A 25925-nucleotide genomic window follows, 5' to 3' on the forward strand; every position below is an offset into this window, starting at 1 on the left:
GACCCGCTGGGCTCGGGTCACGGCATGATGACAACGACCCCCCGATCCACCGAAGCACCGTCGATCCGTCGCCGAAAACATTCGTCTCTAGCGGTTCATCTCGAACCGGTTGTTAACCTGCTGCCAACACACGCTTGATGGCTTCCCGTATCTCTTGCTCGATGCTTTCCCGCTCATTCTTTGGCAGAGCGGCGAACTGCTCTTTGGTGAAATGGTGGCGGGCGAGAATGTTATCCCTGATCCGGTCGAAAGGCGTCTTCTTCGCTTCCTTGAGAAAGGCGGCTGCCCAATCATCCGCGCGAGAGAATGCATTGGCCACCGCAAGCGGAGCGATAGCCGCCCGGATGCCAATGGTTTGAACAACATTTGGCGTAGTGCCGCCAATATGCAGAGGATAGGACATCGCAGCCTTCTCGACCTAGAACGTCTTTGCTACGTCTAATTATAGACAGAGCGTCGGCAGAACCGTTCAGCCTAGAAGCGTCGCAGGCGATGTCACCGCGTCAACCGCACCAACGCCGTGTCCAGCGCCTGCAGGAACCGGCTGCGGTCGGCGGCGGCGAAGGGCTTTGGCCCGCCGACCTGGTCGCCGCCGGCGCGCAGGTCGGCCATGATCGCGCGGGTGGCGATCGCGCTGCCGATCGAGGCGGTGGTGAATGGCTTGCCGGTCGGCGCCAGCACCGTCGCACCCGCTTTCAGGCAGCGGTCGGCGAGCAGGATGTCGGCGGTGATCACCACCGCCTGCGCATCCGCCGCCGCGGCGATCCAGTCGTCGGCGGCGTCGAAGCCGTCGCCGACCACGATGCGGGTGATCAGCGGATGCGCGGGAATGCGCAAATGGCTGTTGCTGACGATCGTCACCGGCACCGCGCGGCGCCAGGCGACCTTGTAGACCTCGTCCTTGACCGGACAGGCGTCCGCATCGACCAATATGCGCACGCCCGTCATCGCCGCTTAGCCGCGCGGGCCCTTGCGATACGGCTTGGCCTGATGCCGCGCGGGTGCGCCGCCGGTGCCGGTGCGGCTGCGCGGGGCGCCCGTTCCGCTGCGCGGCGCGCGCTCGGCCCGGTCGGCGCGGTCGCGGCCGCCCGCCTCACGCGGATTGCCGGTGAAGGGGACGATCTGCAGGCTGCCCTCGTCGCTTTCCGGATTAGCGGTACGCTGCACGCTGGCGAGCACGCGATCGGCGACGGTGCGCGGCACCTCGAAGATCGTGTCGTTCGGGTTGATGCGGATCGCGCCGATCTCCGCCTTGGTGATATGGCCGCGGCGGCAGATCAGCGGCAGCAGCCAGCGCGGGTCGGCATTCTGGCGACGGCCGATGTCCATGCGGAACCAGACGGTATCCTCGAAGCCGGGGCGGTGGCCCTGCGTCCGGTCGGACTGCTGCGGCGCGGCGCTGTCGAGCAGATCCTCCGCCTGCGGCATGGCGGCGCGATGCGCGTGGACCAGCGCGGCGGCGATATCCTCCGGGCTCTTCTCGGCGATCAGGCGCGCGGCGAGCGCGCGATCCTCCTCGTCGAACTCGATCGGCGCGAGCAGCGTGGTGATCAGCCGCTCGCGATCCTGCGCGCGGATATCGTCGGCGGACGGCGCCTTGATCCAGTCGCAGGCGATCTTCGCCTGCTTGAGCATCATGTCGACGCGGCGGCGGCGCGGATAGGGCACGATCAGCACCGCCGTGCCCTTCTTGCCGGCGCGGCCGGTGCGGCCCGAGCGATGCTGGAGCGTCTCGGCATCGCGCGGCAGCTCGACGTGGACGACGAGGCTGAGGCTCGGCAGGTCGATGCCGCGCGCGGCGACGTCGGTGGCGACGCAGACGCGGGCGCGCCGGTCGCGCAGCGCCTGCAACGCCTGGTTGCGCTCGTTCTGGCTGTGCTCGCCGGACAGCGCGACCGCCGCGAAGCCGCGCTCGACCAGACTGGCGTGGAGGTGGCGGACGTTGTCGCGCGTCGCGCAGAACAGCATCGCCGTCTCCGCCTCGTGGAAGCGCAGCAGGTTGATGACGGCATGTTCGATGTCGGCGGGCGCGACGGTCACCGCCTGATAGGCGATGTCGCCATGGCCGCGATCCTCGCCGACCGTCGAGATGCGCAGCGCATCGCGCTGGTAGCGCTTGGCGAGCGCGACGATCGGGCGCGGCATCGTCGCCGAGAACATCAGCGTTCGGCGCTCGTCGGGCGAGGAGTCGAGAATCTGTTCGAGATCCTCGCGGAAGCCCATGTCGAGCATCTCGTCCGCCTCGTCGAGCACCGCGACGCGCAGGCTGGCAAGGTCGAGCGCGCCGCGCTCGAGATGGTCGCGCAGCCGGCCGGGCGTGCCGACGACGATATGCGCGCCGTGGCTCAGCGAGCGGCGCTCCTTGCTCGCGTCCATGCCGCCGACGCAGGTGGCGATGCGGGCATGCGCCTCCTTGTACAGCCACATCAGCTCGCGGCTGACCTGGAGCGCGAGTTCGCGCGTCGGCGCGATGATGAGTGCGAGCGGCTTGCCCGGCGGCGGCAGCGTGCCGTCCGCCATCAGCTCGCCGGCCATGGCGAGGCCGAAGGCGACCGTCTTGCCCGAACCCGTCTGGGCGGAGACGACGAGATCGCGGCCGGCGGCCTCGGGTTCGATCACCGCGGCCTGGACGGCGGTGGGCGCTTCATAGCCGCGCGCGACGAGCGCCTGGCCGAGCAGGGGGGGAAGGGAGGAAAAGGGCATTGGGGCAACCTAACGGAAAGCGGCGCCCCGACGGCTTGGCACGAGGCCAGAACCGGGGCGCGGCAGAGGACAGTACAATCGCGATGTTGAAATCGCGGGCCAATCGCGGGCGGCAATACGGACGCAATGTGGCGCTTGTAACGCGCGCATCATGGCCGTTTCCGTGACCCCAGAGACCCTGCACCGCCTAATCCGCGAAGCCGAGGCCGAGCGAGGCCGCACCGCATCCCCTACTCTGAATCGGTGCTTCGCGCAACTCGCTGCCGCCTATCGGCTCGAATTGCAGCGTCTTGTCCCCGATCGGCCATGACGGATAACATTTATCGGTCCGAAGCGGGATCAACTCGCACCGCGTCTCGTTGAGCGGCAACGCGTAAGCCTCGGGTGGCTGGACGCGGTGGAGACCGCCGATGGCCAGCCTAGCCCCTTCCGCCGCCACCGGCGGCCGCAACGCCAGACCGGCCGACGCCGGGCGGACGCTCGATGCGCTCAACTTCTTCCTGGCCGATGTGCGCGACGGGCTCGGGCCGTATCTCGCCATCTATCTGCTCGCGGTGCGCGGGCCGGCGCATGGCTGGAACGAGGCGACGGTGGGCGTCGTCCTGACCGTCGCGGGGATCGTCGGGCTGGTGTCGCAGACGCCCGCCGGCGGCCTGATCGACCGCAGCCGCAACAAGCCGCGCATCGTCATCCTGGCGGCGCTGCTGGTGACGCTGAGCAGCATCTCGCTGCCGTTCGTTCATGGCTTCGCGATGGTCGCGACGACGCAGTCCGTCGCCGCCGTCGCGGGCGCGGTGTTCGCACCGGCGATCAGCGCGATCACGCTGGGGCTGGTCGGCCCGAAGCTGTTCTCCAAGCGGGTCGGGCGCAACGAGGCGTTCAACCATGCCGGCAACGCCGTCTCGGCGGCACTCGCCGGGGCGCTGGCATGGAAGTTCGGGCCGGTCGTGGTCTTCTGGCTGATGGGCGGGCTGACCGTCGCGAGCATCTTCGCGGCGATGCGCATCCGCAACGACGATATCGACAATGCCGTCGCCCGCCGGCTCGATTGCGAGACGGACGAGGGCTGCGAGCAGCCCGGCGGCTGGAAGGTGCTGGTCGAGAACAAGCCGCTGCTGCTGTTCGCGGTGATCGCCTTCCTCTTCCACCTTGCCAATGCCGCGATGCTGACCTCGGTGAGCCAATTGCTCGCCAAGACGGTCGGCAAGGATTCGGCGACCTCGCTGACCGCGGCCTGTATCGTCGCGGCGCAGCTGGTGATGGTGCCGGTGGCGGTGCTGGTCGGCCGGAACGTCGATCAATGGGGCCGCAAGCCGCTGTTCCTGGTGGCGTTCGCCGTGCTCGCGGCGCGAGGGGCATTGTACACCCTGTCCGACGATCCGTGGTGGCTGGTCGGCGTGCAGGCGCTCGACGGCGTCGGCGCCGGCATCTTCGGCGCGCTGTTCCCGGTGGTGATCGCCGACCTGACCAAGGGCACCGGCCGGTTCAACGTCAGCCAGGGTGCGGTCGCCACCGCACAGGGCCTCGGCGCGGCGCTGAGCGCGACGCTGGCGGGGACGATCATCGTCGGCGGCGGCTATGCGGCGAGCTTCCTGACGCTCGCCGCGGTCGCCGGCGTCGGCCTCGCACTCTACGCGCTGGCGATGCCAGAGACGAAGCCGGCGTGAGGGCGGGCAGGGCGGCGGCGCCACCATCATCCTCCATTCCTCATCCCTCCGCAGGCGGGGATCCATGCCCGCGGTCCTTTCGAACCTCGGGCAGGCCGACGCGTCTGGATCAGCGCCTGCGCGGGGATGACGAGCGGGGCGAGACGTCTTTCTATGATGGCAGGATAAAGCCCGCCGCTGCTTCCATTCTTCGGCTTAGACACCGCCGACCGGCAGGAACCGACATGATGACCACCCTCGAACCAAGACCCGTCGCGCGATGATCGCCACCGCCGCGATCTGCGCCGCCGCCACCGCCGGGGTGATCGTCCGCCCGTTCCGCTGGCCCGAGGCGGTCTGGGCGGTCGGCGGGGCGCTGCTACTGCTCGCCTTCGGGCTGATCGCGCCGGCCAATGCCTGGGCGGCGGTGCTCAAGGGCAGCGACGTCTATCTGTTCCTGATCGGCATGATGCTGCTGTCCGAGGCGGCGCGGACGCACGGCGTGTTCGACTGGGTCGCGCATCGCGCCGCGGCGGGGGCGAAGGCATCGGCGGTGCGGCTGTTCACGCTCGTCTTCCTCGTCGGCGTCGCGGTCACCACCTTCCTTTCCAACGATGCCACCGCGGTGGTGCTCACCCCTGCGGTCTATGCGGTGGCGCAGCGCGCCAAGGTCAAGCCGTTGCCGCTGCTGTTCGCCTGCGCGCTCGTCGCCAATGCGGCGAGCTTCGTGCTGCCGATCTCCAATCCCGCCAACCTCGTGCTCTACGCCAGCGACCTGCCGCGGCTCGGCGCCTGGCTCGCCGCCTTCGCGCTGCCGTCGCTGCTCGCGATCGGCGCGACCTATGCGGGGCTGCGTTGGCTGTTCCGCAGCGATCTGTCGGGCAGTGCCGAACAGGGCGAGAGCGTCGCGCTGGAGGGCAATGGCCGCGTCGCGCTCGCCGGCATCGGCGCGACGGCGGTGCTGCTGACCGTCGCCTCGGCGCTCGGCTGGGATCTCGGCTGGCCGACCTTCGGCGCCGGCGTCGCCACCGCGCTCGCCGTGCAGCTGCGCGCCCGGCAGTCGCCGCTGCCGCTGGTCAAGGGCGTGTCGTGGCTGGTGCTGCTGCTCGTCGCCGGGCTGTTCGTGATGGTCGAGGCGCTCGCCGAGACCGGGCTGATCGGCTGGCTCGCCGGGCAGCTCTCCGCGGCGGCGGCGCAGGACCCGCGCCTCGCCGCGGCGGGGGCGGGCGGGTTGCTCGCGGTCGGCGCCAATCTCGTCAACAACCTCCCCGCCGGCCTGATCGCCGCGCAGACGATCGCGGCGGCCCACCCGCCGGCGCTGATCGTCGATGCGTTGCTGATCGGCGTCGACCTCGGTCCCAATCTGTCGATCACCGGCTCGCTCGCGACGATCCTCTGGCTGATCGCGATCCGGCGCGAGGGCGAGGACGTCACCTTCGGGCAATTCCTGCGCGTCGGCGTGCTCACCACCGTGCCGGCGCTGATCCTCGCCATCGGGGTGCGCGTGCTGATCGGGTGAGGGGGCGGCGCCGGCACGCGGAGCGAACTTGCCCCGCCACGATCGCGCGCCTATCTCCGCCCCATGGCCACGTCACCCGACATCCTGCTCACCCCTGCCGCGGCGCGACGCGTCGCGACGATCGCCGGCAAGCAGAACAAGCCGGCGATCCTTCGCCTGTCGGTCGACGGCGGCGGCTGTTCGGGCTTCCAGTACAAGTTCGGCTTCGCCGACGCGCCCGACGGCGACGACGTGATCGCCGAGACGGACGGCGTGCGGCTGGTCGTCGACAGCGTCAGCATCGACCTCGTCCGCGGCTGCCAGGTCGATTACGTCGAATCGCTCGGCGGTGCGGCGTTCCGCGTCGACAACCCCAACGCCGCCTCGGGCTGCGGTTGCGGCTCCAGCTTTGCGATCTGACGGTTGAAGCTCGTCACCTACAACGTCAACGGGATCAAGGCGCGCCTGCCCCGGTTGCTCGAATATCTCACCGAACAGCAGCCCGACATCGTCTGCCTGCAGGAGATCAAGAGCAGCGACGATAGCTTCCCGCATGCCGATATCGAAGCGCTGGGCTATGGCGCGGTCTGGCATGGCCAGAAGGGGTTCAACGGCGTCGCGGTGCTCGCGCGCGGCCAGGTGCCGGTCGAACGCCAGCGCGGTCTCGCGGGCGAGGCGGAGGACGAGCACAGCCGCTATCTCGAATGCGAGGTCGACGGGCTGGTCGTCGCCTCCATCTACCTGCCCAACGGCAATCCGCAGCCCGGCCCCAAGTTCGACTATAAGCTGCGCTGGATGGAGCGGCTGGCGACGCATGCCCGCACGCTGCTCGACGCCGAGGTGCCGACGGTGCTGATGGGCGATTACAACGTCATCCCCAACGACGACGACACCTTCTCGGTGCGCGCGATGGCGAGCGACGCGCTGATGCAGCCCGAAAGCCGCGCCGCCTATCGGCGGCTGCTCGCGCAGGGATGGACCGATGCGCTGCGCACCCGCCACCCGACCGGCGGCGTTTGGACCTTCTGGGACTATCAGGCGGGGGCGTGGCAGCGCGACGCTGGCTTCCGCATCGATCACCTGCTGCTCAGCCCGCAGGCTGCCGACCGGCTGGTCGATGCCGGCGTCGACAAGGACTATCGCGGCCGCGACAAGGCCAGCGATCACGCACCGACCTGGGTGCGGCTGACGTGAGGCGGATCGCCGCGGCGGGGGGCGTCGCGCTGACGGTGGTCGCCACCCCCGCGCTGGCGCAGCGCAGCTATTGCCCCGAACGGCCGGGATTGGATACGCCGGCCTGCATCATCGATCGCGGCAAGGTGTCGGTCGAGACCGGCGTGGTCGACTGGACGCTCGATCGCCAGCCCGACAGCCGCACCGATACGGTGCTGATCGCGGATACGCTGGTCCGCGTCGGCATCACCGACCGGATCGAGGCGCGGATCGGCTGGACCCCCTTCGGTCACGAACGTCAGCGCGATCGCCAGACCGGTCAGATCGATCGCTTCGACGAGAGCGGCGACGTCTCGCTCGGGTTCAAGGCCGGGTTACTTCATCCCGACGGCAAGGGGCTGGCGGTGGCGGTGCTGCCGTTCGTCACGCTGCCGGTCGGCGGCAGCACGATCGGATCGCGCGTCGCCGGCGGCGGCGTGCTGCTGCCGGTGACCTATCGCCTCAACGATACCGTCCAGCTCGACGCGACGCCGGAGATCGACGCCCAGCCCGACGAGGAGCGCGCCGGCCGCCATCTGCGCTACAGCAGCGCCGGCGGCACGACGATCAAGCTCAACAAGACGGTGGCGCTGTCGCTCGAGGCGCAGGTGATCCGCGACGAGGATCCGGACGATAGCGCGACGCAATGGCTGAGCGCCGCGTCGCTCACCTGGCGACCCAAGAAGGACTGGCAATTCGACGTCCAGTCGACCTTCGGCCTCAACGGCGCCGCGCCGGACATGGAGCTGGCGGCGGGTATTTCGCGGCGGTTCTGATACCGTCAGCCCCTCCGCCAAAGGGGAGGGGCTAGTACAGCGCGGCTGCCACCGCCTATACCTCGCGCCTTCACGGGAGGGAGGGACCCAATGAGCCTGTTGCGTCGCAAGACGATCCAGCCACAGCCGCCCGGCCAGCAGCTCGCGCGGACGCTCGGCTGGCCGCATCTCGTCGCGCTGGGCGTCGGCGCGATCGTCGGCACCGGCATCCTGACGCTGATCGGCGTCGGCGCCGACCGTGCCGGCCCGGCGGTGATCGTCGCGTTCGTCGTCGCCGGCGCGATCTGCGCCTGTTCCGCGCTCTGCTATGCCGAGATGGCGACGCTGATCCCCGCCTCGGGCTCGGCCTATACCTACAGCTATGCGACGCTGGGCGAGGTGTTCGCCTGGGTGGTCGGCTGGAGCCTGATCCTCGAATATTCGCTCGTCGTCTCGACCGTCGCGGTCGGCTGGTCCGGCTATGCCGTCGGCTTCCTCAAGGGGCTCGGCGTCAGCGTACCCGCGGCGCTCGCCAATGGTCCGGGACTGGGCGGTGTCGTCAACCTGCCGGCAGTGGCGATCATCGCGCTGGTCGCCGGGCTGCTGATGCTCGGCACGCGCGAGAGTGCCCGGATCAACACCGTGCTGGTGCTGCTCAAGATCGTCACGCTCGCGCTGTTCGTCGGGGTGGCGCTGCCGCATTTCGATGCGGCCAACCTCCACCCCTTCGCGCCTTATGGCTATGGCAGTCCGACCGGCGCGGGCGGCGTCAAATATGGCGTGATGGGCGCGGCGGCGATCATCTTCTTTGCCTTCTACGGCTTCGATGCGATCTCGACCGCCGCCGAAGAGGCGAAGAATCCCGAGCGCGATCTCGCCATCGGCATCGTCGGATCGATGCTCGCCTGCACCGTCATCTATATGGTCGTCGCCGCCACCGCGGTCGGCGCGCTCAGCTACGCGCGCTTCGGCAGCAGTCCGGAGCCGCTCGCGCTGATCCTGCGCGAGCTCGGCCAGCCCAAGGTCGCGACGGTGGTCGCCGCCGCCGCCGCGGTGGCGCTGCCGACGGTGTTGCTCGCCTTCCTCTACGGGCAGAGCCGCATCTTCCTCGTCATGGCGCGGGACGGCTTCCTGCCGCCGGCGCTCGCCACGGTGAACAGGCGCGGCACGCCGGCGCGGATCACGGCGATGACCGCGGTGTTCGTCGCGATCATCGCCGGACTGGCGCCGCTCGACGTCATCGCCAGCCTCGCCAATGCCGGCACGCTCTGCGCCTTCGTCGCGGTGGCGGCCTGCGTGCTGGTCTCGCGGCGTCGCGATCCGGAGGTGCGGCGGCCCTTCCGTACGCCTGCGGCCTCTATCGTCGCGCCGCTCGCGATCCTCGGTTGCCTGTATCTGTTCACCAGCCTGCAGATCCGCACGCAGCTCGCCTTCCTCGGCTGGAACGGTTTCGGCCTGCTCGTCTACCTGCTCTACGCGCGCCGGCGGGCGGAGATCGCGGCATGAGCACGGGCTGGCATATCGGCATCATCGGCGGTTCGGGCCTCTACGATGTCGAGGGCGTCGAGGACGGCCGCTGGGTCGAGGTGACGACGCCCTGGGGCGCGCCGTCGGATGCGATCTTCAGCGGCCGGGTCGGTCCTGTCGCGGTGTCGTTCCTGCCCCGGCACGGGCGCGGCCATCGCATCAGCCCCGATGCGATCAACGCCCGCGCCAATATCGACGCGCTGAAGCGGATCGGCGTCACCGATGTGCTCGCGGTCTCGTCGGTCGGCTCGCTGGTCGAGGCGCGGCCGCCGGGCAGCTTCACGATCGTCGACCAGTTCATCGATCGCACCCGCGGCCGCGCGGCGAGCTTCTTCGGCAGCGGCTGCGTCGCGCACGTCTCGATGGCCGACCCGGTCTGCCCGCGGCTCAGCGCCTTCGCCGCCGATGCGGCGGGGGCGGGGACGGTGCGTGGCGGCACCTATCTGGCGATGGAGGCGCCGCAATTCTCGACGCGCGCGGAGAGCCACCTCTACCGGCAATGGGGCTGTCATGTCATCGGCATGACCGCGATGCCCGAGGCGAAGCTCGCCCGTGAGGCGGAGCTGCCCTATGCCCTGGTCGGCATGGTCACCGATTACGACTGCTGGCGGGCCGATACCGAGGCGGTCGACGTCGCGCAGGTGATCGCACAGCTCGGCGCCAATGCCGCCCGCGCCCGCTCCATGGTGATCGACCTGCTGCGCGCCTTGCCCGCGCAACGGCCGCCGTCGCCGATCGACACCTGCCTCGACCAGGCGATCATCACCGCCAAGAGCGCGCGCGATCCGGTGCTGGTCGAGAAGCTCGACGCGGTGGCGTGGCGCGCGCTGGGGCTGCGCTAGCGCTCTAGCGATCGGGGCCGATGCTGAAGCCGTGGCGATAGTTCATCGTCACGGCGATCCGGCTGATCCCGCTGCCGACCGGCACCGCGACCTGCGCGAAGGCCGGCTTGAGCCGCAGCAGCGACAGCGCCGGGTCGCGCGAGAAGGCGCCGCCGTCGCCGCCATCGGACTTGCCGTTGCCGTTGGCGTCGTGACGCACGGCGATGCCATAGGTCCCCGGCCGCGGCACCGGCACGCACAGCTCGACGCTGCGCCGCGAGTCGCTCGGGACCTCGACCCGCGCCAGCCAGCGGCCTTTCTGGAGGAAGCCGGGTTCGTCATACAATTGCACGCGCAGATCGCCGCCGCCGGTCCGCAGCCCCCGCACCGTGACGATCAGCCGGTGCGGCGTCGCCGCGGTACAGCCGGCGGTGACATGCTGCGCCGACGCCGACGCCGGCACCACGAGGGCCGTCAACAGGAGCGGGTATAGGCGGGTCATGCGGCGGTAAGTCTCCGTAAAACGGTGATTATACCGCTGGATGTGGCGAGGGTGTGGCGCGCGCGGGAAGGCTGCCCCGGCCCGAATGCAAGCGGGGGCGACACCTCGCGGTGCCGCCCCCGTCGCATCCGTCGCTACGTCGCGGAATTACGCCGCGAGGTTGCGCAGCACGTACTGGAGGATGCCGCCGTTGAGGAAATATTCCAGCTCGTTGACGGTATCGATCCGGCAGCGCGTCGCGAACGTCTCGACCGTCCCGTCGGCGCGGGTCAGCGTCACATCCACCGTCTGGCGCGGGCGCAGGTTGGCGACGCCGGTGATGGTGAACGTCTCCGACCCGTCGAGGCCCAGCGTCTGCCGCGTCACGCCCTCGGCGAACTGCAGCGGCAGCACGCCCATGCCGACGAGGTTCGAGCGGTGGATACGCTCGAAGCTCTCGGTGATGACCGCGCGCACGCCAAGCAGGTTGGTGCCCTTCGCCGCCCAGTCACGGCTGGAACCGGTGCCATATTCCTTGCCGGCGACGATGACGAGCGGCGTGCCCTTCTCCTTGTGGCGCATCGCCGCGTCGAAGATCGGCATCACCTCGCCGTCGAACTTGGTCATGCCGCCTTCGATGCCCGGCACCATCTCGTTCTTGATGCGGATATTGGCGAAGGTGCCGCGGACCATGACATGGTCGTTGCCGCGACGCGCGCCATAGCTGTTGAAATCGGCGCGGCTGACCTGCCGCTCCATCAGCCACTTGCCCGCCGGGCTGTCCGCCTTGATCGATCCCGCCGGCGAGATGTGGTCGGTGGTGATCGAATCGCCGAGGATGGCGAGCGGCTTCGCCTCGATGATGTCGGTGACGGGCTTCGGCGTCATCTCCATGCCCTCGAAATAGGGCGGGTTGGCGACATAGGTCGAGCCCGACGGCCAGGCGTAGGTGTCCGACTGGGTCACCTCGATCGCCCGCCACTTGGCGTCGCCGGCATAGACGTTGCCGTAGCGGTTGCGGAACATCGTATCGTCGATGTTCGCCGCCATCACGTCGGCGACCTCCTGGTTGGTCGGCCACACGTCCTTGAGGAAGACGTCCTGTCCGTCCTTGCCCTGGCCGAGCGGCGTCTCGGTCATGTCGAGCGTCACCGTGCCCTTGAGCGCGTAGGCGACGACGAGCGGCGGCGAGGCGAGGAAGTTGGCGCGCACGTCGGGCGAGACGCGGCCCTCGAAATTGCGGTTGCCCGACAGCACCGAGGCGGCGACGATGTCATTGCCGTTGATCGCCCTCGAGATCGGCTCGGCGAGCGGACCCGAATTGCCGATGCAGGTGGTGCAGCCATAGCCGACGAGGTTGAAGCCGATCGCGTCGAGATCCTGGCTCAGCCCCGCCTTGTTGAGATAGTCTGTGACGACCTGCGAACCGGGGGCGAGCGACGTCTTGACCCACGGCTTGGGCTTGAGGCCGAGCGCGTTCGCCTTGCGCGCGACGAGGCCGGCGGCGACCAGCACCGACGGGTTCGACGTGTTGGTGCAGCTGGTGATCGCGGCGATCACGACGTCGCCATCGCCGATGTCATGGCCGCGATCGGCGACTTCGACGCGCTGCGGGCGCTCCTTGTGGTAGATCTTGAACAGATCGCCGTTGAACACCTCGTCGACCTTGCCGAGGCTGACGCGGTCCTGCGGACGCTTGGGGCCGGCGAGGCTGGCGGTGACGGTGCCCATGTCGAGTTCGAGCGTGTCGGTGAACACCGGCTCGGGCGCATCGTCGTGGCGCCAGAAGCCGTTCGCCTTGGCATAGGCCTCGACCAGCGCGATATTCTCCTCGGACCGCGCGGTCAGGCGCATATAGTCCATCGTCTTGTCGTCGATCGGAAAGAAGCCGCAGGTCGCGCCGTACTCGGGGGCCATGTTGGCGATCGTCGCGCGGTCGGCGAGCGTCATCGACGACAGGCCCGGACCGTAGAACTCCACGAAGCGGCCGACGACGCCCTTGGCACGCAGCATCTGCGTGACGGTGAGCACGAGGTCGGTGGCGGTGATCCCCTCGCGCAATGCGCCGGTCAGCTTGAAGCCGACGACTTCGGGGATCAGCATGCTGACCGGCTGGCCGAGCATCGCCGCTTCCGCCTCGATGCCGCCGACGCCCCAGCCGAGCACGCCGAGACCGTTGATCATCGTCGTGTGGCTGTCGGTGCCGACCAACGTGTCGGGATAGGCGATCGGCGTACCGTCGCCATGGTCGCCGACGCTCGGCGACGACCAGACCGCCTGGCCGATATATTCCAGATTGACCTGGTGGCAGATGCCGGTGCCCGGCGGCACGACCTTGAAATTGTCGAGCGCGGCCGATCCCCATTTGAGGAACTCGTAGCGCTCGCCGTTGCGCTGATATTCGAGGTCGACGTTATCCTCGAACGCCTTGGGCGTGCCGAACTCGTCGACCATCACCGAATGGTCGATGACGAGGTGGACGGGCACCTGCGGATTGATCTTGGCGGCGTCGCCGCCGAGCTTGGTGATCGCGTCGCGCATCGCGGCAAGATCGACGACGCAGGGCACGCCGGTGAAATCCTGCATCAGCACGCGCGCCGGGCGATACTGGATCTCGCGATCCGAGCGGCGCTCCTGCTGCCAGTCGATGATCGCCTGCACGTCGGTCTCGGTGACGGTCTTGCCGTCCTCGAAGCGCAGCATGTTCTCGAGCAGCACCTTCATCGAGAAGGGCAGGCGGCTGATGTCGCCGAACTTCGCCGCCGCCTTTTCGAGGCTGAAATAGGCATAGCTCTTGTCGCCGACGGTGAGCGTGGAGCGGGTGTTGAGGCTGTCCTGGCCGATGGCGGTCATTATGATCCCTTCTGGTAGGCCCAGGGCGCTCGGGGAGGCGGCGTGGAGCCGCGCGGGCGCGCGAGAGCGCTTCTAGCGAAAGCTTATGGTGGGGCGGCCTTAGCAAGGGTGACCCGGCGGGGGAAGCCTATGCTGCACGTGCGTTGCCGCCGGCGGCGATCAGGTCGCGGCCGGCAGGATCGCCTCGCCCGTCGCCAGCGTCTTGCCGCGCGTGATGATCACGCGATCGCCGACTTTCGCCTCCCGGAACAGCAATTTGGCAAAGGCGGTCGGCACGCCGATGCAGCCGTGCGTGGCATAGCCCCAGGCGACTTCCGTGCCGTGCACCGCGACGCCGTCGTTGGTCAGCCGCATCGTATAGGGCATCGGCGCGCCGTACAGGCTGGAGACGTGGTGCGCGTCCTTCATCAGGATCGGAAAGGTGCCGAGCGGAGTCGGCTTGTCGTCGGCGCCATAGAGGATCGCGGTCGCGCCGATCTCATAGCCGTCGCGGAACACCGACAAGGTCTGCGCGGCGAGATCGACGGTGACGATCAGCGGCCCGGCAGGGACGCCCTTGTCGTCCCAGGCATAGTCGCCGAACTTGATCGGCCCGATCGCGAGCACGCGCTTGACCGCGAGCGGATTGGCCGTCGGCGTGGGGGCGGGCGCGGGGCGGACGGCGACGGGGGTCGGGGCAGGGGCGCGGGTCGCGCTCACCGGCGACACCTCCGCCGTCATCGGCCGCAGCGACGGTGCCGCGGCAACCGCCACCGCGCCGATCGCCGCGACGGCGAGGATGAGCTTGGCCACCAAGGGCCGTCGTGCCGGCATGATCCGCTCCCGCTGCTTTTGGCCGCATGCCCCGGCGGCGGGCATTTGGCTAGGTCCCGCAAGGGCTTGTGCCGCGACGGGACGAAGCGCGACGGCGTCAACCTTGGGGCTGGACCGACGCCGCATCAGGCCGGAAGCCCGGCACAGGCAACCCGATGGCCCCGGTGCCGGTTACCCTGCCGAGATGGCCAAGCTCAAAGTCTTCCGCACCCCGATCGGGTTCCACGACGCCTATGTCGCGGCCACCAGCCGCAAGGCGGCGTTGAAGGCCTGGGGCAGCGAGCGCGATCTGTTCGCGCGCGGTTCGGCCGAGGAGGTCACCGATCCGTCGCTCACCGCCGAACCGCTCGCCCAGCCCGGCGTGGTGATCAGACGCTCGCGCGGCAGCGCCGCCGAACAGATCGCCGCGCTTCCCGAGACCCCTGCGAGGCCGCCCCGTCGCGCGACACCAGAGCCGGCCCCCGCCACGCCGTCCGCCAAGCCGAAGCCACGGGCGATCCCGCCGAAGCCGGACCGGGCCGCGCTCGACGCCGCCGAACAGGCGCTCGCCGAGGCGACCGACCGTCAGCGCGGCGAGGCGCGGGCGCTGCGGGCCGAGGAGGCGACGCTCGCCAAACGCCGCCGGGCGATGGAGCGGGAGCATGAGGACGAGCAGCAGGCGCTCGCCGCCGCAAAGGAGGGGGCGGCCGATGCTTATGACCGCGCGATGCGGCTGTGGCGGGCCGCGTCGCGCTGACGCTCGCTGCGGCCGAGGCGTTGCGCCTGCGGAACATTGCATCGCGCCATGGGGTTGGATTGGCCAGAAAGGATCAGCCATGTCCCATATCCCCAGTTCCGCGATGAAACATGCCGGCCCAGTGCATCACGACGAGGCCGCACCGCCCAAGCCGGCGCCCAAGCCCAAGCCGCCGCGTCCGCAGCAGGGTGGCCTCGGCACCGCGGCCTGGCTGGCGATCGGCGGAACGATCCTGGTCGGCGCCGCCGCGGCGATCGCGGTGCCGTTGCTGCGCGCCGAGGCGACCCCCGTCGCCACCCGTCGCGGCAAGAAGGCGAACAAGCCTGGACGCAAGAAGGCCAAGCCGGCGCACGAGTGACGGCCGCCCCGCCGCGGGGCGATTCGCTCCGCGGCACCCTATTAAATTACCCCCCCCACACCCAATGCGTTGAGCGGACGTGACCGTCCGGCCACCGTGGCGCACGAAATCGCCGCGGCCGCCAAGCAAGCGCTTGCGTCGCCGCGCGTCCCGCGAGACAGGGGAGTGTGACTGACGCTATTCCGTTCCACCGCCTGACGCGCCGCCACCGCGAATGCCTTCGCGGCGTGCGCGAACTCAAGGGGTCGAAGGAGATCGCCGAGGAACTCGGCATCGAAAAGAGCACCGTCGACAAATATCTGACCGAGGCGGTCAAGGTGCTCGGCGCGCGCAATCGCCGCGACGCCGCGCTCCAGCTCGCCGCGCATGAAGACGCCTCCGACACGCCCGCCGACGCCCCCGATAAAATGGGGGGGCATTCTGCACGGCTAGCCGATCCCCCCGCCGATCCGCCAATGCCGGTGACGCCGGACGACAGGATCGTCAGGGCACCGGGGGGTTCCGGGGAGCGATTGCCAGCGCAGCGCTTCCCGGGACTATCGATGCCCATCCGGCGGAAGGGACAGCGGGGCAATGATCTGACGATCGGCGGCCGGTTGATCTGGATACCCGCCATCGCCATCAGCATCGCCATCGGGTTCGGCATGCTGATGACCGGGCTCCAGGTCCTCACCGGCCTGATCGCGGCGATCACGCAGCGCCTGTCCTGACCAACAGCAGGCGCCCCGACCGGGGTGCGCAGGGGGAAGGGTGGTCATGTCGCAGAACAATCCCGTCTATGCCAATGCCGAGCTCGCCGCCGATGCGGTCGCCGCCTTGTTGTGGCGGCTCGAAACGCAGCTCGACGAGGCCTTCGCCACCGGCGGCGAACTGCTCGCCGCCTTGCCCCGCGCCCGCAGCGCCGCCAGACTGCCGGCGATCGCCGGGCAGCAGGCGTTCGAGGTATTCGGCCAGGCGATCCTCGCCATCGGCGCAGCGCGCGGCCATACGGTCGCCGGCCATCGCGTCATCGAGAAACTTGGTCGCCAGATCGGGTATGAGACCAGTTTCGGCGATGAACAGCCGAAGCCGGATGTCATCCCGTCGGGCGTCGATGCCAGTCATCTGCGCGTCGCCGCCTGAGTGTCATGGCTTGGCCACCAGATCGCTCCTTTGGCCGGCCAAGTCATGACACATATCCTCGTCTTCAACCTGGTCCTGTTCGGTGCGTGCCTCTATGCCCTGGCGGCGGGGGGCGCGCCCGAACGCTGGACCGCGGCGGTCTTCCTGGGGGGCGCGACAATGACCTTCCTGCTGCCGTTCCAGCCCAACGTCAGCTATCACACCGTGCATCTGCGCATCCTGGCGATCGACTGTCTCGTCCTGCTCGCGCTGGTCGGCATCGCGCTGCGCGCCGACCGCTTCTGGCCGCTCTACGTCAGCGCGCTGCACCTGCTCACCATCGCGATCCACGGCGTCAAGGCGCTCGATCCCACGCTCGTGCCGTGGATGTATGCCGGCGCGAGCGCCAAGATCGCCTATCCGATGCTGGTGCTGCTCGCGCTCGGCGTGATCCGCCACCGCCACCGTCTGGCGCTGTTCGGCAGCGATCGCGACTGGTCGCCGGTGCGGCCTGCGGACGCTGAGTCGCAATGACGCCGGATATCCGTCTGTGGCGCTGGCCCGAACGCGACCGCGAAAGCCATGAACGGCTCGCCGCTGCGATTTCGCGCCTGCGCGCGCTGGTCGCGCTGGGGCGCGGCGAGATCGTCGCCACCGCCCTCACCGGACCGGAGGAGCCCGACGACGCCGAACGTGCCCGCGCGCTGCTCGCCCAGCGCCGCTGCCGCAATGCGGCGGCCGGCTCGCTCGCCGAACTGTTCGGCGAGCCGGGATGGGACCTGCTGCTGATCCTGTTCATCGCCTATGAGGAAGGGCGGGTGATCGACGGTCGTACCCTGCTGGCCGAGGCGGGGGTGCGCCCCACCGTCGGCCGGCGCTGGCTGCTCGCGCTCGCCGCGCGCGACGTGATCCGCTGCGACCCGCATGCGCCCGAAGCCTGCCCGGTCGCGCTCACCGACGAAGGGGTGATGCTGACCCTGCGCTGCATCGCCGCGGCCTAGCCTGGGGCGGCGCGCTATGCCCGCTCCTATCCCTCGCCGAGCAGCCGGTCGGCCTCTTCGCGCATCATCTCGACGCCCTGGCAGACGTGCAGCCCGGCGACGGTCAGGCCGAGATCGTCGGACAGGCGGATGAGCTCCTCGCCGAGGCCGATCGCGCGTTGCAGCAGTTCCGCGCGGATCCGGGGCGGGATGGGGTCTTGATTCGTCGACATACGCCTTGCCTTCTGCCGACGCGCGGATACGCCAACACGGGTCGCGGCGCCGGAGCCAAGCTCCCTATCATACGTTCACAGACTGGTAACTGAACGGACGACCGATCCGTCGTCCCAAGATGAGAGGATTGCGACTGATGGCCGAGGATAATGCAGGCGCGGGCGCCGCGCAGGGTGCCGATGCGATGCGTGATGCCGCCGAAACCGCACGCGCCGGCTTCGCCGAACATGTCATCGATCCCGCCCGTCGCGCCGGCGAGGCGATGCGCGCCTCGGGCCAGAAGGCCGCCGACAATGGCGCGGCGATCGGCCTCAAGATCATCGAACAGGCCGAGCAGAATTCGCGCGAGGCGTTCGACGCGATGCGTGAAGCCGCCAAGGCCAAGGACCTCAGCGAGGTGATGCGCATCCAGGGCGAATATCTGCGCGAACAGGGCCAGCGATCGATGAACCAGGCGCGTGAGATGGGCGAGTTGATCATGCAGTTCGGCCGCGAGGCGGTCGCACCGCTGCGCGGGGGCAAGCCCGACCAAGGCTGAGTTTCGCGTTATTCCCGGGGGGCAAGCTTCGCACGGCTTCGCCTCCTCGGGTGAATGTCTGCTCCGGCCCCGCCGGGCGGGCCGGGGTATCGGCCACCTGTCGGCAAAAGCGGAAGGCCGCCCTCCGCGGCGATATCAGGCCGTCGGCACCGCCCGCGCCAGGATCAGCAGGTCATGGGCGACGCCATCGCGACCTTTGACATGATCCGTGAGCAGCGCCTCGCGTCGGAACGCCAGCCCCTCGAACAGCGCGATCGAGGCGGTCTGGTCGGGCGTCATCGTCGCGCTCAGCTTGGCGAGGCCGTGCGCATGGGCGATCGCGAGCAGCGCCTCGAGCAGGTCGCCGCCGAGCCCCGCGCCGCGGCGGTCGGGGGCGACGAGCAGCCGGATCTCGCCGACATGGCCGCTCCACCCGAGCGGATCGCGCACCAGCGCGCCGGTCGCGACGATCCGCCCGTCGTCCTCCGCGACGAGGCTGTCGATCCAGCCTTCGCCCACCGCCTGCTGCCATGCCTCGATGACGCGCTCGTGGCGCAGGTCGCGGCCAAGGAAGAGCAGATCATGTTCGGGCAGCGTCGCGGCGAAGGCGAGCATCGCCGCATCGTCGGTCGGGCGGAAGCGGCGGATCGTATGGCTCATCGGGAACGCTCCGGCTGGATCAGGCCGCGTCTATATGCCTGATACAGCCGGATTGTCGAAAGGCGATTGCACCGTCGGCGAGGGATCAGTCGGGTCGCGGCACACCGGTCGGAGTCACCGGCACCGGGCCGCTCGCCCGCGCGTCCAGTGTCGAATCGCCGCCGAGCACGCGGTACAGCGTCACCCGGTTGCTCGCGCCGGTCAGCGTCGTCGTGATCAGCGTGCGCTGCGCGGTGTAGAGCGAGCGCTGCGCGTCGAGGCTCGACAGGAAGGTGTCGATGCCGCCCTGATAGCGCGCGTTGACCAGTTGCAGCGTATCCGCCGCGGCGATCTGGAAATTGGTCTGCGCGCGCAACTGGTCGGCGATCGTGCCCTGCCGCGCGAGCGCGTCGGCCGTCTCCTGGAAGGCGGTCTGGATCGTCTTTTCGTAGGTGGCGAGCGCCGCGTCGCGCTGCGCCTGCGTATAGCGGACGTTGGCGCGGCCCGCGCCCGCTTGGAAGATCGGGTAGCTGATCGACGGCGCCGCCGAATAGCTGAACGCCCCGCCGGCGAAGAGCGTGCGCAGCGCGGTGCTCGCGAACCCGACCAGCCCGGTCAGCGAGATGCGCGGGAACAGCTCCGCCCGCGCCGCGCCGATCTCGGCATTATAGGCGCGCAGCGTATATTCCGCCTGCACGACATCGGGTCGACGTAGCAAGACGCCGCTGTCCAGCCCCGCCGGCAATGTCGCGATCGTCGCCTGCGCCTGATCGATCGATGCCGGCAGCAGCGCGGGGTCGATCGGCGCGCCGACGAGCAGTTGCAGCGCGTTGACGTCCTGCGCCACCAACGTCCGCTGCTCGGCGAGATCGGCGTTGGCGGTTTCGAGGATCTGTTCGGCCTGACGCACGTCGGTGCGGGCGCTGATCCCGCCCTCCAGCCGGGCGCGGGTGAGGCGGACGCTGGTCTGCGCGCTGGTCGCGGTATCCTGCGCCACCTTGAGCAGGCTGCGATCGGCGGCATAGGTCAGCCAGGCGTCGGCGATGTCCCCGACCAGCGTCAGCCGTGTCGCCCGCGCCGCGGCCTCGGTGGCGAAATAGCGATCGAGCGCGGCGCGCGACAGCGAACGGACGCGGCCGAACAGATCGAGCTCGAAGGCCGTGACGCCGAGCTGCGCGGAAAAGGCGCTGTTGCTCGAACTGGTCGTCGTCACCGTTCCGGTCGATCCCGTCCCGGTGCCGACCCCCGTGCCGGTTCCGGTCCCGGTTCCCGTATTGCCGGTGCTCGTGCCCGTACCCGTGTTGGTGCTGCCGCTGCTCGCGGTATTGCGCACGCCATTGCCGCCGCCCGACAGCGAATAGCGCCCGGTCGCATCGACCGCGGGGAACAGGTCCGCGCGCTGGATGCGATATTGCGCGCGCGCCGCGGTGATGTTGGCGGCGGCGACCCGCAGGTCGCGATTGTTGACCAGCGCCTGATCGATCAGGGTCTGAAGCCGCGGATCCTTGAAGATGTCGCGATAGGTGAAGGCGGGAAGTGCCGCTTCGCTCTGCTTCAGGTAGACGTCGCCGACCGGCCAGGAGGTCGGCACCGGCATCTCCGGCCGGACGTATTTGGGCTCCATCGAACAGCCCGCGAGTGCGGTCGCGGCGAGCGCCGCGGCGAGGATCGGGCGGCTCATCGGGCAGGCTCCGGCTCGGCGGGCGGCATCGGCGGGGCGGGCGGTTCCTTGTCGACCTTGCCGCCCTGATGCCCGGTCGGACGACCACGCATCTTGGCGAGCCCGTCGCGCACGCCGCGGCGGACCAGCACGAAGAACAGCGGAATGTAGAAGATCGCGAGGAAGGTCGCCGAGAGCATACCGCCGATCACCGCGGTACCGATCGCGATGCGGCTGTTCGCGCCCGCCCCGGTGGAAATCGCCAGCGGCAGCACGCCGAAGATGAAGGCGAAGCTGGTCATCAGGATCGGCCGCAGGCGGATCTTCGCGGCTTCCAGCGCCGCGTCGAACACGCGCGCACCCTTGCGTTCGGCCTGTTCGGCGAACTCGATCATCAGGATCGCATTCTTGGCGGCGAGACCCATCGTCGTCAGCAGTCCGATCTGGAGATAAACGTCGTTGGTCAGCCCGCGCAGCGTGACGAAGGCGATCGCGCCGATCAGCCCGAGCGGGATGACGAGCAGCACCGCGAACGGGATCGACCAGCTCTCATACAAGGCCGCGAGGCAGAGGAAGACGACGAGGATCGACAGACCGTAGAGCAGCGGCGCCTGCCCCGACGACAGCCGTTCCTGATAGGACAGGCCGGCCCAGCTCACCGAGGTGCCGGGGATCTTCGCGGCCAGCTCCGCCATACGCGCCATCGCGTCGCCCGAGCTTTTGCCCGGCGCCGCCGAACCCTGATATTCGAACGACGAAATGCCGTTGAAGCGGGAAAGCGTCGTCGGCGCGGTCGCCCAGCCGGTGCGCGAGAAGGAGGAGAATGGCACCATCTGGCCGTTCGAACCGCGGACGAACCAGTCCTTCAGATCCTCGGGCTCGGCGCGATATTGCGCGTCGCCCTGGACGTAGACGCGCTTGACGCGGCCGCGGTCGATGAAGTCGTTGACATAGGTACCGCCCCAGGCGGTGGTCAGCGTCGCATTGGCGTTGCTCTGGGTCAGGCCGAGCGCCGACAATTTCTGCTGGTCCATGTCGACGCGCAGCGTCGCGATGTCGGGCAATTCGGTGAGACGGACCGAGGCGAGCACCGGATCGGCATTGGCCATGGCGAGCAGTTTGTCGCGCGCGTCGTTGAACTGCTGCTGCGACAGGCCGCCGGTGTTCTGCAACTCCATCGTGAAGCCGTCCGACTGGCCGAGCCCGCGCACCGCCGGCGGCACCAGCGCGAACACCTGCGCATCGCGCAGCCCGCGGAAGGCGGCGGAGGCGCGGCCGGTGATCGCGTCGGCGGTGTTTTCCTTGCCCTTGCGTTCCGACCAGTCGACGAAGTTGAGGAAGCCCTGGCCGGTATTCTGCCCGGCCGAACCCGAACCGCCGCCGGCGACGGTGAACAGCACGGAGCTGTTCTTGCCCTCGTTCTGGACGAAGTAATTCTCGACCTGCTTCTGCACCTGGAGCGTCCGCGCCTGTGTCGCGCCGGCGGGCAGGCGGAACTGGACGATCGCCGACCCCTGGTCCTCGGTCGGCAGGAAGCCGGTCGGCAGCCGCAGGAAGAGGATCGCCAGCAGCGCGACGACGCCGACATAGATCAGCAGGAACAGCCACTTGCGATCGACCACCGCGCGCACCGCATTGGTGTAGCGCTCGACGCCGCGATCGAAATTGGTGTTGAACCAGTGGGAGGCCTTGGTCCCCCAGCCGGCGACGCGCGGAAACCGCCGCTTGAAGCCCTGTGCCTCGTCGACCTCCTGCGCCTTCTGCTTGAGCAGCGAGGCGGTGAGCGCCGGGCTGAGGATCAGCGCGACGAGCACCGACAGCACCATCGCCGCGACGATGGTCAGCGAGAATTGCCGGTAGATCACCCCGGTCGAGCCGCCGAAGAAGGCCATCGGCAGGAACACCGCCGACAGCACCAGCGCGATGGCGATCAGCGCGACGGTGATCTCGTTCATCGACTCGATCGTCGCTTCGCGCGGACTCATCTCCGGATTCTCTTCCATCAACCGCTCGACGTTCTCGACGACGACGATCGCGTCGTCGACGAGCAGGCCGATGGCGAGGACGAGGCCGAACAGGGTCAGCGTGTTGATCGAGAAACCGGCGAATTTGAACACCGCGAAGGTGCCGAGCAGCACCACCGGCACGGCGATCGTCGGGATCAGCGTCGCGCGCCAGCTCTGCAGGAAGACGAACATGACGATGACGACGAGGATCACCGCCTCGATCAGCGTCTTGACCACCTCTTCGATCGACAGCTGGATGAAGGCGGTGGTGTCGTTGGCATAAGCGACCTTGAGGCCGGGCGGGAAGGTCTTGGCGACGCGCGCCACCTCCGCCTTGACCAGCTCGGCGGTCGCCAGCGCGTCGGCGCCGGGGGCGAGCAGCACGGCGATACCCGCGCCGGGATGGCGGTTGATCCGGCTGACCGAGGCATAGCTTTCCGCGCCGAGCTCGATCCGCGCGACGTCGGACAGGCGCACGGTGGCGCCGGTCGGCAGCGTCTTGACGATGATCTGGCGGAATTGCTCGGGCGTCTGGAGCCGCGACTGGGCGGTGACGGTGGCGTTGAGCATCTGCTCGCTGCTCGACGGCAGGCCGCCGATCTCGCCGGCGGCGACCTCGGTATTCTGGTTCTGGATCGCGGTGGTGACGTCGCTGGGGATCAGCGAATAGCTCGCCAGCCGCGCCGGATCGAGCCAGATGCGCATCGCATATTGCGAGCCGAAGACGTTGACGTCGCCGACGCCCTGCACGCGCCCGAGCGGGTCCTGCAGATTGGAGACGAGATAGTCCGACACGTCCATGTTGGTGCGCTGGTCGGTCTCGTCATAGACGCCGACGATCAGCAGATTGTCCGGGTTGGACTTGCGGACGACGAGACCCTGTTGCTGCACCTGCTGCGGCAGGCGCGCGACGCCCTGCTGCACCTGGTTCTGCACCTGGACCTGCGCGATGTCGGGATCGGTGCCCTTTTCGAAGGTCGCGGTGATCGTCACCTGGCCGCGGCTCGACGAGGAGGAGCTGAAATAAAGCAGGCCGTCGATGCCGGTCAGCTGCTGTTCGATGACCTGCGTCACCGAATTCTGCAGCGTCTGCGCGTTCGCGCCGGGGAAGGTCGCGCGGATCGAGACTTGCGGCGGCGCGACGTCGGGATATTGCGCGATCGGCAGGCTGAGGATCGAGCCGACGCCGGCGAGCATGACGATGATCGCCAGCACCCAGGCGAAGATCGGGCGATCGATGAAGATGCGACTGATCACGGGGTCAGCCCGCCTTGCTTTGGGCGTTACCCTGCTGTGCGTCCTTGCCCTGCGGCGGCTTGACCACCTGCGGGCTGTTCGCCGGCACCGCCTTGACCTGCGCGTTGGGCTTGAGGTTGTTGAGCCCCTGCGTGATGATCTTGTCGCCGGGGTTGAGCCCGCTCGTCACCACCCAATAGCGCCCCTGCGTGCGCGACGCGGTGACCGACTTCTGCACCGTCTTGTTGTTCGGTCCGACCAGCATCACCGTCGCATTGCCCTTGGCGTCGCGGCTCAGCGCCTCCTGCGGCACGAGGAAGGCGCGCTGGTTGATCGCCTGCGCGAACTTGGCGCGGACGAACATGCCGGGCAGCAGCAACCCTTGCGGATTGGGGATGCTGGCGCGCAGCGTCACCGTGCCGGTTTCGGTGTTGACCAGGGCTTCGGAGAATTCGACGCTGCCGGTCTGGCCATAGTCGCTGCCGTCCTCGAGCGTCAGGCGGACCTGCGCGCGCGTCGGCACGATGCCGTTCTGCGACAGGCTGCGGCGCAGCGCGAGCATGTCGGCGGCGGATTGCTGGATGTCGACGAACATCGGATCGAGCCGCTGGATCTGCGCGAGCGGATCGGTCTGGCTCGCCGAGACGAGCGCGCCCACGGTGAACAGCGACCGGCCGATCCGGCCGCTGATCGGCGCCGGCACGGTGGTGAACTTGAGGTTGATCCGCGCCGTCTCCAGCGCCGCGCTGGTCTGCGCGACCGAGGCGGTCGCCTGTCGCGCGGTGGCGACGGCGTTGGTATATTCCTGCTGCGACACGGCCTGGATCGCGGCAAGCGGCTTGTAGCGTTCGGCCTGCACGCGCTGCGCTTCCTGATTGGCGCGCGCGCTTTGCAGATTGGCCTGCGCTTCGTTGACCGCGGCGCGGTAGAGGCGGGGGTCGATCTCGTAGAGCGGCTCGCCGCGCTTCACCAGCGAGCCTTCGGTGAAGAAGCGGCGGCGGATGATGCCGTTGACCTGCGGCCGGACGTCCGAGCTTTCATAGGCGTTGGTACGCGCCGCCAGTTCGGTGACCATCGCCGCCTGCGTCGGCTGGACGACGACATAGCCGACCGTGGTCGGACCCTTGCCGGGACCGCCTGCGCTGCCCTTGCCCTTGGCGTTCGAATCACCGCCCCCGCCGCAGGCGGCGAGGCTGAGAATCACTGCGGCGACCGCCGTGCCGGCACCCAACCGGCGGCCCCGAAACGCAAATGTCGTCAAGTATGTCACCCGGATGGTATCTCGGCTCGCGCAGCCGGGACCAGCGCGACAATGCGCGGCCCGACGATTGGTTGCTCTTGCTGGCCCATTGGCGGCGAACGCGGCGGAAATGCAACCCGAGTGCCGCGTTATTAATGTCGCAAATTGTCGCAGTGCGGGAAGGATCGGGACATGACGGATGATCGGGACAAGGCGCTCGCCGGCGCGGCGGCGGCGGCCGAGGTCGTCGACGGCATGCTCATCGGGCTCGGCACCGGCTCCACCGCCACCCATGCGATCGAAGCGATCGGCGCACGCGTCGCGCAGGGGCTGTCCATCCGTGCCGTCGCCACGTCGCGCGCCAGCGAGGCGCTTGCCCGACGGCTCGGTATCGCGATGCTCGACTTCGCCGACGTGCCGCGGCTCGACCTGACCATCGACGGCGCCGATGCGATCGACCCGCGGTTCTTCGCGATCAAGGGCGGCGGCGGCGCGATGCTGCGCGAGAAGGTGGTCGCCGCCGCCTCCGACCGGATGGTCGTCATCGCCGACGGCAGCAAGCGCGTCGCCGCGATCGACGCAGGGCCGCTGGTGCCGGTCGAAATCCTGCCGTTCGCGCGCGCCTCGGTGCTCGCGGCGCTGGGCGCGGGGGCGGTGCTGCGCGGCGGTGAGCATGAGCCCTATGTCACGGATAACGGGAATTATATTGCCGACTGCCGGATCGATCTCAGCGATCCGCGCGCGGTGGCGGCGCGTTTGGCGGCGATCCCCGGCGTGCTCGGCCACGGCCTGTTCCTCGACGAGGTCGATGCCGCCTATTTTGCGCAAAACGGGACCGTTTCGCGGCTGGAACGGGGGGATTACTCCGGCTAAGGCCTGCCGTACCGCAACAGATCGGGCGTGCAGGCG

The 25925-nt window shown here is 69.1% G+C and carries 26 protein-coding genes; 15 read left to right on the forward strand and 11 right to left on the reverse strand.

Features of this window, described 5'->3' with window-relative positions:
* Positions 1–112: 112 nt before the first annotated feature.
* The 3 genes from V8201_RS06130 to V8201_RS06140 form a co-directional block, all read right to left on the reverse strand.
* Positions 113–403 (reverse strand): hypothetical protein, encoded by a 291-nt coding sequence (locus V8201_RS06130; protein WP_336544736.1) that lies wholly within the window; start codon positions 401–403, stop codon positions 113–115.
* Between the two features lie 92 nt (positions 404–495).
* Positions 496–948, reverse strand: coding sequence for a YaiI/YqxD family protein (locus V8201_RS06135; RefSeq protein ID WP_037530342.1), 453 nt, complete (start codon positions 946–948; stop codon positions 496–498).
* Positions 949–954: 6 nt separating this feature from the next.
* Entirely contained in the window at positions 955–2703 is a 1749-nt protein-coding gene (locus tag V8201_RS06140; protein WP_336544737.1) for a DEAD/DEAH box helicase, read from the reverse strand.
* A gap of 410 nt (positions 2704–3113) precedes the next feature.
* Between V8201_RS06140 and V8201_RS06145 the strand changes: the two genes are divergently transcribed.
* From V8201_RS06145 to mtnP, 7 genes are all read left to right on the forward strand, one after another.
* A complete protein-coding gene (locus tag V8201_RS06145) occupies positions 3114–4370 on the forward strand; it encodes an MFS transporter (RefSeq protein WP_336544738.1) in 1257 nt (418 codons plus the stop codon).
* A 259-nt stretch (positions 4371–4629) separates the two neighbouring features.
* Entirely contained in the window at positions 4630–5868 is a 1239-nt protein-coding gene (locus V8201_RS06150; protein ID WP_336544739.1) for an SLC13 family permease, read from the forward strand.
* A gap of 63 nt (positions 5869–5931) precedes the next feature.
* Entirely contained in the window at positions 5932–6267 is a 336-nt protein-coding gene (gene erpA / locus V8201_RS06155; protein WP_037530349.1) for an iron-sulfur cluster insertion protein ErpA, read from the forward strand.
* Between the two features lie 3 nt (positions 6268–6270).
* Positions 6271–7041, forward strand: a complete 771-nt coding sequence (gene xth, locus V8201_RS06160) for an exodeoxyribonuclease III (RefSeq protein ID WP_336544740.1) — start codon at positions 6271–6273, stop codon at positions 7039–7041.
* Positions 7038–7835, forward strand: coding sequence for a transporter (locus V8201_RS06165; protein WP_336544741.1), 798 nt, complete (start codon positions 7038–7040; stop codon positions 7833–7835). The genes xth and V8201_RS06165 overlap by 4 nt, the downstream gene beginning before the upstream one ends.
* Positions 7836–7925: 90 nt before the next feature.
* Complete coding sequence (locus V8201_RS06170) at positions 7926–9320, forward strand: amino acid permease (protein WP_336544742.1); 1395 nt, start codon at positions 7926–7928, stop codon at positions 9318–9320.
* On the forward strand, positions 9317–10183 hold the full coding sequence (gene mtnP / locus V8201_RS06175; RefSeq protein WP_336544743.1) for an S-methyl-5'-thioadenosine phosphorylase: 867 nt from the start codon (positions 9317–9319) through the stop codon (positions 10181–10183). The genes V8201_RS06170 and mtnP overlap by 4 nt, the downstream gene beginning before the upstream one ends.
* Positions 10184–10187: 4 nt before the next feature.
* Here the strand turns inward: mtnP and V8201_RS06180 are convergent, their stop codons facing one another.
* The 3 genes from V8201_RS06180 to V8201_RS06190 form a co-directional block, all read right to left on the reverse strand.
* Positions 10188–10640 carry a DUF2141 domain-containing protein gene (locus tag V8201_RS06180; RefSeq protein WP_161773106.1) on the reverse strand — a complete coding sequence of 151 codons (453 nt, stop codon included), beginning with the start codon at positions 10638–10640 and terminating at the stop codon, positions 10188–10190.
* A gap of 171 nt (positions 10641–10811) precedes the next feature.
* A complete protein-coding gene (gene acnA / locus V8201_RS06185) occupies positions 10812–13496 on the reverse strand; it encodes an aconitate hydratase AcnA (protein ID WP_037530364.1) in 2685 nt (894 codons plus the stop codon).
* 159 nt (positions 13497–13655) lie between these two features.
* On the reverse strand, positions 13656–14288 hold the full coding sequence (locus tag V8201_RS06190; RefSeq protein WP_336544744.1) for a L,D-transpeptidase family protein: 633 nt from the start codon (positions 14286–14288) through the stop codon (positions 13656–13658).
* A 205-nt stretch (positions 14289–14493) separates the two neighbouring features.
* On the opposite strand from V8201_RS06190, the gene V8201_RS06195 reads away from it, so the two are divergent.
* The 6 genes from V8201_RS06195 (at position 14494) to V8201_RS06220 (ending at position 17505) form a co-directional block, all read left to right on the forward strand.
* On the forward strand, positions 14494–15045 hold the full coding sequence (locus V8201_RS06195) for a hypothetical protein (protein ID WP_336544745.1): 552 nt from the start codon (positions 14494–14496) through the stop codon (positions 15043–15045).
* A gap of 79 nt (positions 15046–15124) precedes the next feature.
* The gene (locus V8201_RS06200) at positions 15125–15403 is read left to right on the forward strand and encodes a hypothetical protein (protein WP_336544746.1); all 279 of its coding nucleotides are present in this window, start codon (positions 15125–15127) and stop codon (positions 15401–15403) included.
* Positions 15404–15570: 167 nt separating this feature from the next.
* On the forward strand, positions 15571–16113 hold the full coding sequence (locus V8201_RS06205) for a helix-turn-helix domain-containing protein (protein WP_081792818.1): 543 nt from the start codon (positions 15571–15573) through the stop codon (positions 16111–16113).
* Positions 16114–16159: 46 nt separating this feature from the next.
* Positions 16160–16525, forward strand: a complete 366-nt coding sequence (locus V8201_RS06210; RefSeq protein ID WP_037530368.1) for a hypothetical protein — start codon at positions 16160–16162, stop codon at positions 16523–16525.
* A gap of 45 nt (positions 16526–16570) precedes the next feature.
* The gene (locus tag V8201_RS06215; RefSeq protein WP_336544747.1) at positions 16571–17038 is read left to right on the forward strand and encodes a hypothetical protein; all 468 of its coding nucleotides are present in this window, start codon (positions 16571–16573) and stop codon (positions 17036–17038) included.
* A complete protein-coding gene (locus tag V8201_RS06220) occupies positions 17035–17505 on the forward strand; it encodes a hypothetical protein (protein WP_271300471.1) in 471 nt (156 codons plus the stop codon). The genes V8201_RS06215 and V8201_RS06220 overlap by 4 nt, the downstream gene beginning before the upstream one ends.
* Before the next feature lie 26 nt (positions 17506–17531).
* Here V8201_RS06220 and V8201_RS06225 read toward each other — a convergent pair whose 3' ends face one another.
* A complete protein-coding gene (locus V8201_RS06225; RefSeq protein ID WP_037530372.1) occupies positions 17532–17717 on the reverse strand; it encodes a hypothetical protein in 186 nt (61 codons plus the stop codon).
* Between the two features lie 137 nt (positions 17718–17854).
* Here V8201_RS06225 and V8201_RS06230 point away from each other — a divergent pair, with 137 nt between their 5' ends.
* Positions 17855–18256 (forward strand): phasin family protein, encoded by a 402-nt coding sequence (locus V8201_RS06230; protein ID WP_051583150.1) that lies wholly within the window; start codon positions 17855–17857, stop codon positions 18254–18256.
* Between the two features lie 135 nt (positions 18257–18391).
* Here the strand turns inward: V8201_RS06230 and V8201_RS06235 are convergent, their stop codons facing one another.
* The 4 genes from V8201_RS06235 to V8201_RS06250 form a co-directional block, all read right to left on the reverse strand.
* On the reverse strand, positions 18392–18895 hold the full coding sequence (locus V8201_RS06235) for a GNAT family N-acetyltransferase (RefSeq protein WP_037530377.1): 504 nt from the start codon (positions 18893–18895) through the stop codon (positions 18392–18394).
* Positions 18896–18980: 85 nt separating this feature from the next.
* Positions 18981–20555: an efflux transporter outer membrane subunit gene (locus V8201_RS06240; RefSeq protein WP_336544748.1), complete on the reverse strand. Its 1575-nt coding sequence runs from the start codon at positions 20553–20555 to the stop codon at positions 18981–18983.
* Positions 20552–23797 carry an efflux RND transporter permease subunit gene (locus tag V8201_RS06245; protein WP_336544749.1) on the reverse strand — a complete coding sequence of 1082 codons (3246 nt, stop codon included), beginning with the start codon at positions 23795–23797 and terminating at the stop codon, positions 20552–20554. The genes V8201_RS06240 and V8201_RS06245 overlap by 4 nt, the downstream gene beginning before the upstream one ends.
* Positions 23798–23801: 4 nt before the next feature.
* On the reverse strand, positions 23802–25007 hold the full coding sequence (locus tag V8201_RS06250) for an efflux RND transporter periplasmic adaptor subunit (protein ID WP_373276461.1): 1206 nt from the start codon (positions 25005–25007) through the stop codon (positions 23802–23804).
* Between the two features lie 201 nt (positions 25008–25208).
* Between V8201_RS06250 and rpiA the strand changes: the two genes are divergently transcribed.
* Entirely contained in the window at positions 25209–25889 is a 681-nt protein-coding gene (rpiA, locus tag V8201_RS06255) for a ribose-5-phosphate isomerase RpiA (RefSeq protein ID WP_336544750.1), read from the forward strand.
* Positions 25890–25925: the final 36 nt, after the last annotated feature.

Origin of the sequence: Sphingomonas kyungheensis (assembly GCF_037120395.1) — a bacterium.
GTDB lineage: Bacteria > Pseudomonadota > Alphaproteobacteria > Sphingomonadales > Sphingomonadaceae > Sphingomonas > Sphingomonas kyungheensis.

Coding starts and splice junctions, on each gene's coding strand:
- V8201_RS06130 (WP_336544736.1), bottom strand. CDS start 403: ATGTCCTATCCTCTGCATATTGGCGGCACTACGCCAAATGTTGTTCAA.
- V8201_RS06135 (WP_037530342.1), bottom strand. CDS start 948: ATGACGGGCGTGCGCATATTGGTCGATGCGGACGCCTGTCCGGTCAAG.
- V8201_RS06140 (WP_336544737.1), bottom strand. CDS start 2,703: ATGCCCTTTTCCTCCCTTCCCCCCCTGCTCGGCCAGGCGCTCGTCGCG.
- V8201_RS06145 (WP_336544738.1), top strand. CDS start 3,114: ATGGCCAGCCTAGCCCCTTCCGCCGCCACCGGCGGCCGCAACGCCAGA.
- V8201_RS06150 (WP_336544739.1), top strand. CDS start 4,630: ATGATCGCCACCGCCGCGATCTGCGCCGCCGCCACCGCCGGGGTGATC.
- erpA (WP_037530349.1), top strand. CDS start 5,932: ATGGCCACGTCACCCGACATCCTGCTCACCCCTGCCGCGGCGCGACGC.
- V8201_RS06170 (WP_336544742.1), top strand. CDS start 7,926: ATGAGCCTGTTGCGTCGCAAGACGATCCAGCCACAGCCGCCCGGCCAG.
- mtnP (WP_336544743.1), top strand. CDS start 9,317: ATGAGCACGGGCTGGCATATCGGCATCATCGGCGGTTCGGGCCTCTAC.
- acnA (WP_037530364.1), bottom strand. CDS start 13,496: ATGACCGCCATCGGCCAGGACAGCCTCAACACCCGCTCCACGCTCACC.
- V8201_RS06195 (WP_336544745.1), top strand. CDS start 14,494: ATGGCCAAGCTCAAAGTCTTCCGCACCCCGATCGGGTTCCACGACGCC.
- V8201_RS06200 (WP_336544746.1), top strand. CDS start 15,125: ATGTCCCATATCCCCAGTTCCGCGATGAAACATGCCGGCCCAGTGCAT.
- V8201_RS06210 (WP_037530368.1), top strand. CDS start 16,160: ATGTCGCAGAACAATCCCGTCTATGCCAATGCCGAGCTCGCCGCCGAT.
- V8201_RS06215 (WP_336544747.1), top strand. CDS start 16,571: ATGACACATATCCTCGTCTTCAACCTGGTCCTGTTCGGTGCGTGCCTC.
- V8201_RS06220 (WP_271300471.1), top strand. CDS start 17,035: ATGACGCCGGATATCCGTCTGTGGCGCTGGCCCGAACGCGACCGCGAA.
- V8201_RS06225 (WP_037530372.1), bottom strand. CDS start 17,717: ATGTCGACGAATCAAGACCCCATCCCGCCCCGGATCCGCGCGGAACTG.
- V8201_RS06230 (WP_051583150.1), top strand. CDS start 17,855: ATGGCCGAGGATAATGCAGGCGCGGGCGCCGCGCAGGGTGCCGATGCG.
- V8201_RS06235 (WP_037530377.1), bottom strand. CDS start 18,895: ATGAGCCATACGATCCGCCGCTTCCGCCCGACCGACGATGCGGCGATG.
- V8201_RS06240 (WP_336544748.1), bottom strand. CDS start 20,555: ATGAGCCGCCCGATCCTCGCCGCGGCGCTCGCCGCGACCGCACTCGCG.
- rpiA (WP_336544750.1), top strand. CDS start 25,209: ATGACGGATGATCGGGACAAGGCGCTCGCCGGCGCGGCGGCGGCGGCC.